This window comes from Halomonas sp. BM-2019, from assembly GCF_017584085.1.
Genome location: NZ_CP071922.1, coordinates 204,996 through 212,344 on the forward strand (window position 1 = coordinate 204,996; position 7,349 = coordinate 212,344).

General features: G+C 69.9%; 8 protein-coding genes. 3 read left to right on the forward strand and 5 right to left on the reverse strand.

Translation table 11 applies throughout. From position 1 onward, the window contains the following. Positions 1 to 816, reverse strand: an 816-nt coding sequence (rfaE1, locus tag J5F18_RS01085; RefSeq protein WP_346300527.1) for a D-glycero-beta-D-manno-heptose-7-phosphate kinase, incomplete at its 3' end; no start/stop codon positions are given. Next, positions 806 to 1,909 carry a glycosyltransferase family 9 protein gene (locus J5F18_RS01090; RefSeq protein ID WP_346300528.1) on the reverse strand — a complete coding sequence of 368 codons (1,104 nt, stop codon included), beginning with the start codon at positions 1,907 to 1,909 and terminating at the stop codon, positions 806 to 808. The genes J5F18_RS01090 and rfaE1, both read right to left, overlap by 11 nt. A 119-nt stretch (positions 1,910 to 2,028) precedes the next feature. Here J5F18_RS01090 and J5F18_RS01095 point away from each other — a divergent pair, with 119 nt between their 5' ends. Together J5F18_RS01095 and J5F18_RS01100 are read left to right on the forward strand one after the other, a co-directional pair. Continuing rightward, positions 2,029 to 2,676, forward strand: a complete 648-nt coding sequence (locus tag J5F18_RS01095) for a YrbL family protein (protein WP_346300529.1) — start codon at positions 2,029 to 2,031, stop codon at positions 2,674 to 2,676. A 1-nt stretch (position 2,677) separates the two neighbouring features. Then, entirely contained in the window at positions 2,678 to 3,424 is a 747-nt protein-coding gene (locus tag J5F18_RS01100; RefSeq protein WP_346300530.1) for a 3-deoxy-D-manno-octulosonic acid kinase, read from the forward strand. Here the strand turns inward: J5F18_RS01100 and J5F18_RS01105 are convergent. Both J5F18_RS01105 and J5F18_RS01110 read right to left on the reverse strand, forming a co-directional pair. Next, a complete protein-coding gene (locus J5F18_RS01105) occupies positions 3,373 to 4,419 on the reverse strand; it encodes a glycosyltransferase family 9 protein (RefSeq protein WP_346300531.1) in 1,047 nt (348 codons plus the stop codon). The genes J5F18_RS01100 and J5F18_RS01105 overlap by 52 nt on opposite strands. Beyond that, positions 4,416 to 5,555 carry a glycosyltransferase family 4 protein gene (locus J5F18_RS01110; protein WP_346300532.1) on the reverse strand — a complete coding sequence of 380 codons (1,140 nt, stop codon included), beginning with the start codon at positions 5,553 to 5,555 and terminating at the stop codon, positions 4,416 to 4,418. Before J5F18_RS01110 ends, J5F18_RS01105 begins: the two co-directional genes overlap by 4 nt. Before the next feature lie 38 nt (positions 5,556 to 5,593). Between J5F18_RS01110 and J5F18_RS01115 the strand changes: the two genes are divergently transcribed. After that, positions 5,594 to 6,688 (forward strand): glycosyltransferase family 9 protein, encoded by a 1,095-nt coding sequence (locus J5F18_RS01115; RefSeq protein WP_346300533.1) that lies wholly within the window; start codon positions 5,594 to 5,596, stop codon positions 6,686 to 6,688. On the opposite strand, the gene J5F18_RS01120 is transcribed toward J5F18_RS01115, so the two are convergent. After that, the coding region (locus tag J5F18_RS01120) for a glycosyltransferase family 2 protein (RefSeq protein WP_346300534.1) at positions 6,639 to 7,349 on the reverse strand (711 nt) is incomplete at its 5' end. The genes J5F18_RS01115 and J5F18_RS01120 overlap by 50 nt on opposite strands.

A 7,349-nucleotide genomic window follows, 5' to 3' on the forward strand; every position in this document is an offset into this window, starting at 1 on the left:
CAGCCCCAGCACGCCGATCACGGTATCGCCGGCGCCGGTAACGTCGTAGACCTCCCGGGCCCGGGTCGGCAGGTGCAGCGGCTCGTGGTCGCCGCGGATCAGGGTCATGCCCTTCTCGCTGCGGGTGATCAACAGCGCCTCGAGCTCGAGCTCGACACGCAGCGCCTCGCCGCGCTCGGCGAGCTCGGCGTCATCGCGGCAGTGGCCCACCACCGCCTCGAACTCGGCCAGGTTGGGGGTGATCACGCTGGCGCCGCGGTAGCGGGAGAAGTCGCTGCCCTTGGGGTCCACCAGCACCCGCTTGCCGCTGGCCCGCACCAGGCGAATCAGCTCCTGGACGCGATTCAGGGTGCCCTTGCCGTAGTCGGAGAGGATGACGAGGTCCGCCTCGGGCAGCGCCGCCTCGACCTCCGCCAGCAGGCCCGAGGTGTCCACCTCGCCGAGCCCATCCTCGAAGTCGAGGCGGATCAGCTGCTGGTTGCGGCTCATCACCCGCAGCTTGGTGATGGTGGGAACACCGGGGCTCTTGGCGAAGTGAGTGCCCACTCCGGCATCCTCCAGGCGCGAGGCCAGTCGACTGGCGTTGTCGTCGTCGCCCACCAGGCCGGCCAGGGCCGCGCGGGCGCCCAGGGAGGCGATATTGAGCGCCACGTTGGCCGCGCCGCCGGGGCGGTCCTCGCTCTGCTCGACCCGCACCACCGGCACCGGCGCCTCGGGGGAGATCCGCGAGGTGCCGCCGTGCCAGTAGCGGTCGAGCATGACGTCGCCCACCACCAGCAGGCGTGAGCGCTCCAGGGCGGTCAGATCAAGTTTCATCGTCGGGAAGCTCCCTTTCCGGGTGGGTGGCGGCGGCGTGGTCGAGCAGCGCCTCCAGCTGCGCGATCACCTCCTCGGCATGGATCAGCGACATGGCATCGGGATGGCGCACCCGCTGCCCCCAGGGTATCTCCTCGAGGGACTTGTGCAGGTAGATGCGCACGGCGTCGGGGTAGCGGTTGACCACGAACTCGCGCCAGCGATAGGGGGCGGCGCGATCGGGGTTGGTGGTGGCATAGAGCCCCACCACCGGCGTGTTCAGGGCATTGGCCATGTGCACCGGCCCCGAGTCCGGGGCGATCACGGCCCGGGCACGGTCGATCAGCGCCAGAAGTCCCTTGAGGGAGGTGCCACCGATGGCGTCGATAACCGCCCCCGGCTCGCAGAGGGCATGGATGCGCTCGCCCATCTCGCGCTCCTGGGTGCTACCGCCGCCGGTGAGCAGGGTTGGCAGGCCGTGGTGCTGCCAGGCGTGCTGGATCACCGCCGCATAGCCCTCGGCGGACCAGTTGCGGAAGTTGCGCAGCCGCGGGTTCGAGCAGGGGCTCATCAGCAGGTAGGGCGCATCATGGGTGAGGGCCCGCGCCTCGTCGAAGGCTGCATCGGGCACCGGCAGGTCCCACGCCAGGGTAAGGTCCTCCACGCCGAGCAGGCGGGCGAAGTCCAGGAAGGACTCCAGAACGTGGGCCCGGGGATGGGGCGTCAGCTGGCGGTGGGTGAACCAGTGCTGAGCGTCCTTGGCCCGCGCCTTGTCGTAGCCCACCCGTACCTCGGCCTTGAGCCCCAGCGAGAGCACGCTGGCACGCAGCGCCTGCTGCATGTGCAGCAGCACGTCGAAGCGGGTGTCGGCCAGCTCGCGCCACAGCGCGCGCATGCCGGCGAGCCCCGAGGCCTTGTCGTAGACCACGAACTCGACCCCGGAGAGGCCCGTCAGTAGACTGTGTTCGCCCTTGCCGATAATCCAGGTGATGCGCGCCTCGGGCCACTGACGCTGCAAGGCACGAACCGTCGGCACCAGGTTGCAGACATCGCCCAGAGCGGAGAGTCGCAGCACGCCGATGTGCCGGGGTTGTGCAGGCAGAGGATGCTTCATGAAGTTGGCAACGTGTCGAGCGAAGAGAATGGCATTCTACCCCCACACCACGACAGCGGTCACACCGTGCAAGGCCTGTGGCTCTCGATGCCACCCTGACACCACTCTGGAAGCCTGACATGCCCGAACCTTCGACGCGCATACGACTCGCCCATATCGAGCCGCTGACCAGTGGAGGATCGCGCCTTATCTATCCCGATCCCGAACGGCCCGGCAGGCTGATCAAGGTGGTCAGGCAGGGGTCGGTGCGCCTCAAGGCACGCTTTCAGGTAACCCGCCAGCTGCGCGAGCTTCGTGAATATATCCGTGTTTTTGGGAAACCTGATGACAAACTGATCTGTCATCTCCCCGCCATCGCCGGGCTCATCGCCACCGACTTGGGATTCGGGCTCAGCGTGGAAGCGATTCGGGGAGCCGACGGTCGGCTTGCACCGACCTTCTCCCAGCTGCTGCGCGAGTCGCGCGTCAAGCCTCACCACCAGGACCTGCTTGCCACCTTCTTCGACCGTCTGCTGGCCTCGTCGGCCATCGTCGGCGACCTGAGCCGCAACAACCTGGTGCTCGGTCGCGACCCGAACGGCAACGACTTCTTTGCGCTGGTGGACGGGCTCGGCGACAACACCCTGATACCGATGTACGCCTTGGTTCCGGGCCGCAACCGCTACAGGAAGCGAGAGGCAGCACATCGCTTCATGGCCGCTCTCGACGCAGCACTGGATCCGTCGCGGCGGCCGACGGCGGTGCCGTCCGTGCCGCCGAGGAGTTGATATGCCATTGGCGATACGCCATGTCGCAGCCATGTCGATCCTCTTCGACAGCCAGGCTGCCCGCTGGTCCACGACGCTCCCCGGCATCGGCCCGCAGGCCTTCGACCCGCAGGCCTGGCGGGAGGCCGCACGGGTCACCGGCGAGGCCCCGGGGCGCGGCGCCAGTCTCTTCCTGGACGCCGGCGACGGCCGTGAGTGGGTGCTGCGCCCCTACCGCCGCGGTGGCCTGATCGCCCGGCTCAGCGCGACTCGCTACCTGTGGACCGGCCTCGAACGCACCCGCGCCTTCCGCGAGCTTCGCCTGACCGCCACCCTGCATGAGCGCGGCCTGCCGGTGCCCCGCCCGGTGGCCGCCGCCGTGACCCGCCTTGGCCTCACCTACGAGGCCACCCTGATCACCGAGCGTATCCCCGGCGCCCGCGCCCTGGCCAGCCGCCTCGAGGCGGGTCGCGCCGATGCGGCGCTGCTGGAAACGGTCGGAGAAACGATCCAGCGCTGCCACGACGCTGGCCTCGACCATGTGGACCTCAACGCCCGCAACCTGCTGATCGACGACGAGGCGCGCGTCTGGCTGATCGACCTGGACCGCTGCCGGCTGCGCGCGAAAGGGGCCTGGCAGGCCGCCAACCTGGCGCGGCTCGAGCGCTCCCTGGTGAAGTTCGGCGCCCTTGACGCCATGGCGCCGATCCGGCGGGGCTATGAGGCCTCGCCGACGGCCGGCCGACGCGGTGACTCGCGCTCGGGGTAGACCCGCACCAGCAGCTCCTCGAGCCCCTGGAGGATATCGGCCCTGCCCGGCACCTCGCCGCTTCTCAGGAACACCGCCTCGTGGCAGGCCTCGTAGCGCGGCCAGTAGCGGTAGGGCAGCGTTCGGAAGAAGATGCCCAGGGTCGGGGTATGGGTGGCCAGGGCCAGGTTGCGCACCCCGGTATCCCCGCAGACCAGCGCCGAGACATCGGCCATCCAGGGCCCCAGCGCCTCCAGGGGCGTCCGCGGCTGGACCGCGACGTTGGCGTGCCGGGCCGTTACCTCGGCCAGGAAGTCGCCGGACTCCTCGGCCTTGTGGCCCTCCAGCAGCATGTGGCGGTAGTCGGGAAACTCCGCCGCGGCCTGGTCGATCAGCTGGCTCCAGGCGTCCAGGGGGAGCGATTTCTCGGCCTGGGAGGCAAAGGGAAAGTAGGCGATGACTCGAGGCGCCTTCGCTCCCGGGTGACAGGGCATGGCGAAGTCGAGGGGATAGCGCGGCTTGTGGCCCATCACCTTGAGGAAGTCGAGCAGGACTTCGGCCTCATAGTGGTAGTTGGAGCGCCGCAGTCCCACGTCGTAGAGCAGGTGGTTGAAGAAGCTGCGGTAGGGGAAGCCGAACTTGATGGCGGCGGGAGCCATTAGCGTCAGCACCCGGGAGCGGGAGGTATCCGCCAGGTCGAAGAGCATGTCCACCGGCTCGATGGCGCGCAGCGAACGCCACTGCGCCGCCAGGTTGCCACGCGTCTCCTGCACGTAGACCGCGTCCACCAGGTCCTCCGGCACCGCATAGCGATAGGTGGTCACCGTGGCCAGGGTGATATGAGCCTCGGGAAACAGCCGGCGCAGCTCCACCAGGAAGGGCCGCGCCGCCATATAGTCGCCGAAGGCGCACTGGCGGATCACCAGGATGCGCTTCACCTCATTTACCGCGGTGCTCTCCAGACAGCGCCGTCCGCGCCGGCTCAGGTAGGCACACTTGTCCGTCCAGGCCCTCACGGCTCCTTGGCTCCCTCGGTCTGGTATTCGTTGATCAGGCTGGCCACATGGGCCGCCAGGGTAAAGTCCGCCAGCACGCGCGCCCGGGCGGCCTGGCCGAGGCGTCGGCGCAGCTCGGCGTCCACGGCCAGCGCGGCCAGCGCGGCGGCCCAGGCCGCGGCATCCTCGGCGGCCGCCAGGCGGCCCGTCTCGCCGTCGAGCAGTTCGGGAATCGCCCCGCTGTCGCTGCCGATGACCGCCTTGCCGGCAGCCATGGCCTCGATCACCGTCAGCCCGAAGGCCTCGTTGCGCGAGGGCACGCTGACGATATCGAGCGCCTCGAAGAGGCGCGGCAGGTCGCGGCGAAAACCGGTGAAGGTGATATGCGACTCGAGCCCCAGATCGGCGATACGCCGCTGCAGGGCCGCCACCTGGGCCTCGTCGCTCCCCTCCTCCGCCGTCAGCCCGCCGATCAGTACGCCGTGCCAGGCCAGCCCGGGGGCCGCCTCGGCCAGCCGGGCCAGCGCCTCGACCCACACCTTCTGGCCCTTGCCCTGCGTCAGCCGCGCCGGCAGGCCGATGGCCACGGCGCCCTCGGGCACGCCCAGCTCGCGGCGCAGCGCGGCGCGCCCCTCGTCATCGAGGCGGGGTGCATAGGGGTCCGGGTCGATGCCCAGGTAGAGGCGCCGGATGCGCTCGGCCGGCAGCGGGAAGGCCGCCAGGTTGCGGGCCCGCGTAGCCTCACTGATGGAGAACAGCCGGGTGACCTTGCCGTAGGCCCAGCGGTGGTAGGGGTCCTTCTTGGGGCGGGTGACCCCCATATGATCGGTGAAGAACAGGCGCAGCGATGGCCGCAGGCTGACCAGCAGCGCCCCCAGGCGCAGGTCGCTGGACTTGTGGCAGTGGAGCACGCCGATCTCGTGGGCCTTGAGATAGGCCAGCAGTCCCCCCACCGCCAGCAGCGCGCGCCCCGTCGAAGCCTCCGTCAGCGGCTCCACGCCGGCCTGGCGAAAGCTCGCGGCGACCCGGGAGCCGGTCAAGGCCAGGCCATGGACCTGCCACCCCTGGCGGGTCAGCTCGGGTATAATCCGAGACGGATACATTTCCAGTCCGCCCCAGCCGCGGGAGAGGCAGATATGCAGGACCTTGCGCGACAAGGCTGACTCCTTCGGTGACTCGGGGCTCGGGAGCCCGGATGACTGCTACTTCCGCTGCCCCTGGCGCGTCCCCGCGCCTGCTGGTGGTTCGCAACGACAAGCTCGGTGACTTCATGCTGGCCTGGCCGGCCCTGGCCCGCCTCAAGGCGGCTAGCCCCGTGCCGCAGGTGAGCGTCTTGGTGCCCGCCTATACGGCGCCCATGGCCCGGCTCTGCCCCTGGGTCGACCAGGTGCTGATCGATCCAGGCGAACACGCCTCCCGTACCGAGCTTAGACGACTGCTCGCCGCGGTGAAGGCGGCACGCTTCGATGCGCTGCTCACCCTCTTCTCCACACCGCGCATCGGCTGGCTGGGTTGGCGGGCGGGCATCCCGCTGCGCCTGGCCCCGGCCACCAAGTGGGTGCAACTATTCTACAACCGAAGGGTGGTCCAGCGCAGGTCGCGTTCGGAAAAGCCGGAGTACCGCTACAACCAGGAGCTGGCCGAGGCGCTGTTGGGCGAACTGGGTCTGATTCCGGACGCCGCGCCCGAGCCCCCCTACTGGCCGCTGCCGGCGAGCGAGCGCGGGGCCCAGCGCCGGCGCCTCACCGAGGAGCTCGGCCTCGATCCGGTGCGACCCTGGGTCTTCCTGCACGGTGGCAGCGGGGGCTCGGCGGTGAACCTCTCCTCCGCCCAGTTTGCCCGGCTGGTGCGGGAAGTGGACGCTCGCCTCGCCGGCGAGGGGCGAGCCCAGTGGGTGCTGACCGCCGGCCCCGGCGAGACGGCCACCGCCGAGGCGATCGCCGCGCCGCTGCGCGAGGCCGGTATCGAGGCCCATCACCTGCCGCCCCGGGCCGGCCTGGATGACTTCGCCCATACGCTGGCGGCGGCGGACCTCTTCGTGGCCGGCTCCACCGGGCCGCTGCATATCGCCGGCTGCCTGGATATCGCCACCGCCGGCTTCTATCCGGCCCACCGCTCCGCCACGCCGCTGCGCTGGCAGACCTGCAACCGCGCCGGGCACCGCCTGGCCTTCTGCCCACCCGAGGGGGCGGGCGAGCAGGAGATGACCAGCATCGACCTCGATGCTGCCGCCGCCGCGATCAGCGATCTGCTGCGCCGCCTTCCGGCGGCGGTGACGTCCGGGTCCTGATCCAGAGGTCGGCGTACTTGGCGAAGGTGGAGTGAGCCGAGAGCAGTGCCAGCAACAGCCCCTGACGGCCATCGAGGAAGCCCGCCTTGAGCAGGTACATGCGCAGGAAGCAGCCGAGGCCGTGCCCGATGCCGGCCGCCAGGCTGCCTCGCTTGCCGCGCGCCGCTCGTTGCTCGGCCCAGGCCTGGGCGTAGTGGGCCGACTTCTCGAGGTAATGGCGCAGATCGCGATAGGTGTAGTGCAGCAGGTCACCCTCGAGGGGCCGCACCGGCAGCCCCTGGGGGTTTTCCAGCTTCTCGTGGACCAGCGCCGCGTTGTAGCCGGCGCGGCCGCGGGGATAGAGCCGGGCCACCCGGTCCGGGTACCAGCCGGAGTGGCGAATGAAATCGCCGAAACACCAGGAGAGACGCGGCAGGGTGTAGATCGCCGGCGTCGCCTCGGCCAGGACGCCAAGAATGCTGTTGCGCAGTTGGGGGGTGACGCGCTCGTCGGCATCCACCATCAGGATCCAGTCGCTCTGCACCAGCGACTCGGCGCGCCGGCGCTGGACGCCGAAACCCTGCCAGTCCGCCTCCACCACCACCCTGTCGGTAAACTCGCGGGCGATGGCACAGCTCTCGTCGTGGCTACCGGCATCCACCACCACGATCTCGTCGACCCA